The organism is Spongiactinospora gelatinilytica (assembly GCF_003236385.1).
GTDB lineage: Bacteria > Actinomycetota > Actinomycetes > Streptosporangiales > Streptosporangiaceae > Spongiactinospora > Spongiactinospora gelatinilytica.
The window spans coordinates 1-2,680 of the sequence record NZ_POUA01000610.1 but is presented as its reverse complement, the minus strand read 5'-3'; the positions used below and the strand labels follow the sequence as shown (position 1 = coordinate 2,680).

Here is a 2,680-nt window from a genome sequence, read left to right as displayed (position 1 = left end):
GGCCCTGATGAACAGGGTGATGGCGGCGGCCCAGAAGAGCAGCCAGAACAGCGGGATGATCGGCCAGAAGCCACCGCCCCAGTGCGTCACGGCCAGGATGTTCATGAGATGTCTCCTTTCGACACCTCAACGGTCCGGCATCGGCGGCGCGGAGGCATCCGACGGTGGCCTTGTTCGCAGGTACGACGGGTGGTGTGCGGGGCGGTGGCCTGCCGTACTCCCGGTGACGTACGCTCCCCGGCCCGCCTAAGGTCGGTCGTATGCGTTTTGGGGTACTAGGTCCGCTCACCGTATGGACCGACGCCGGAGAGGTCGTCTCGATTCCCGGTACCAAGGTGCGGGCTTTGCTGGCCGATCTGCTCGCGCACGAGGGCCGGGTGGTGTCGGCCGATCGGCTCGTCGCGGACCTGTGGGGGGACGACGTGCCGGGCAATCCGGTGGCGGCGTTGCAGGTGCGCGTGTCGCAGTTGCGGCGGGCGCTGGAGGAGGCCGAGCCCGGGGGCAGGCTGCTGGTCGTCTCACGCGCGCCCGGCTACCAGTTGCGGGTGGAGCCGGACGCGGTGGACGCCGTCCGGTTCGCCAGGCTGGTGGCGGAGCGGCGACTGCCCGAGGCGCTGGACCTGTGGCGGGGTTCGGCGTACGCCGACTTCGCCGACCACGAGTTCGCCCGGCCGGCGATCACCAGGCTGGAGGAGGCGCGGCTGGCGGCGGTGGAGGAGCTGTCGGAGGTACGGCTGGCCGCGGGCGAGCCGGTGGACGTGGCCGAGCTGACCAACGCCCACCCGCTGCGCGAACGCCTGCGCGCCGTCCACGTGAAGGCCCTCTACCGGGCCGGACGGCAGAGCGAGGCCCTGGCCGCGTACGGCGAGCTGCGCGAACGGCTGGCCGGCGAACTCGGCCTGGACCCCTCCCCCGAACTCGCCGACCTGCACGGCCGGATCCTGCGGCAGGACCCCGCGCTGAGCGGTCCGGCCCGGCGGCGGCCGACCAACCTGCCCGCCCCGGTCAACGACCTGATCGGCCGGGAGACGGCCGTCGCCGAGATCACCGCGCTGCTGGACACGGCCCGGCTGGTCACGCTGACCGGTTCCGGCGGGGTCGGGAAAACGCGTCTGGCGCTGGAGACGGCCGCCGGGCCGGTCGGCCGCTACGCCGACGGGGTCTGGCTGGTCGAGCTGGCCGCGCACGAAAAGGACGACACCGACTCGCTGGCCGAGGCCGTGCTCGCCGCGCTCGACGTCAGGGACGGCGCGGGCCCCGGCAGCGCCCTGGAACGGCTGGTGGACGCGCTGCGCGCCCGGCGGATGCTGCTGGTGCTCGACAACTGCGAGCACGTCGTCGAGCGGGCCGCCCGGCTCGCCGACGAGCTGCTGCGCGCCGCCCCCGGCCTGCGCGTCCTGGCGACCAGCAGGGAGCCGTTGTGCGTGTCCGGCGAGGCCCTGTACGCCGTGCCGCCGCTCGACCTGCCCGAAGACGGTGACCTTCGCGCCGTGGCCGAGTCGCACGCGGTGCGGCTCTTCCTGGCGCGGGCCGCCGCCTCGGCGCGCGGGTTCGCGCTGGACGAGACCAACGCGGCGGCCGTGGCGCAGCTCTGCCGCCGCCTGGACGGCCTGCCGCTCGCCCTGGAACTGGCCGCCACCCGGGTGCGGGCACTCGGCGTCGATGAGCTGGTGGCCCGGCTGGACGACCGTTTCCGGGTGCTGTCCGGCTGGCAGCGCGGCGGACCGGCGCGGCAGCAGACGCTGTCGGCGACGATCGACTGGAGCTGGACGCTGCTCAGCGACGCCGAGCGGGTGGTGCTGCGCCGCCTTTCGATCTACTCCGACGGCTGCACGCTCCAGGCCGCCGAGGAGGTGTGCGGCGGCGACGGGCTGGACGTGCTGGAGCTGATCGCGCGGCTCGTGGACCGGTCGCTGGTGACGGTCGTGGACGGGCCCGCGGGGACGCGCTACCGGCTGCTGGAGTCGGTGGCCGTCTACTGCCGGCGCAGGCTGGACGACGCGGGCGAGACCGAGCGGGTACGGCGGGCGCACGTCGAGTGCTACGCGGCGCTGGCCGTACGGGCGGAGGCGCGGCTGCGCGGGCCCGAGCAGGCGCAGTGGCTGCGCCGCCTGGACGCCGAGGCCGCCAACCTGCGCGCCGCGCTCGACGCCGCCCCCGCCGGTGCGGCGTTGCGGCTGGTCAACGCGCTGGCCTGGTACTGGTTCCTGCGCGGCAGGCTGCGTGAGGCGCGGCGGGCGCTGGAGGTCGCGCTGCGCGCCCCCGGCGAGGCGCCGGAGGCGGACCGGGCCAGGGCGCGGGCCTGGCGGGCCGGGTTCGCGCTGCTGCTCGGCCAGGACGCCGACTGGGCCGACTGGAAGGACACGCTCGCGATGGACGATCCGGGCGACCGCGCCCGGGCCGAGTGGTTCTTCGCGTGGAGCATGCCCGACCTGCCGTCCGCCCGGGCCCTCGCCGACAGCGCCCTACTGACGTTCCGCGAGCTGGGCGACCACTGGGGGGTCGCGGTGACGCTGAGCGTGCTGGCCCGCGACGCCTACACCCGGCGCGACTTCCCGGCCCTCGAACGGACCGGGACGGAGAGCGAGCGGCTGTTCCGCGAGCTGGGCGACCGCTGGGGGCTGCTCCAGGCGACCGAGTGGCTGGGCGGGCTGGCCGAGGTGCGGGGGGAGTACGAGCG

General features: G+C 75.1%; 1 protein-coding gene. It reads left to right on the top strand.

The genetic code is table 11. From position 1 onward, the window contains the following. Positions 1-335 precede the first annotated feature (335 nt). The coding region (locus tag C1I98_RS37625) for an AfsR/SARP family transcriptional regulator (protein ID WP_233508530.1) at positions 336-2,680 on the top strand (2,345 nt) is incomplete at its 3' end.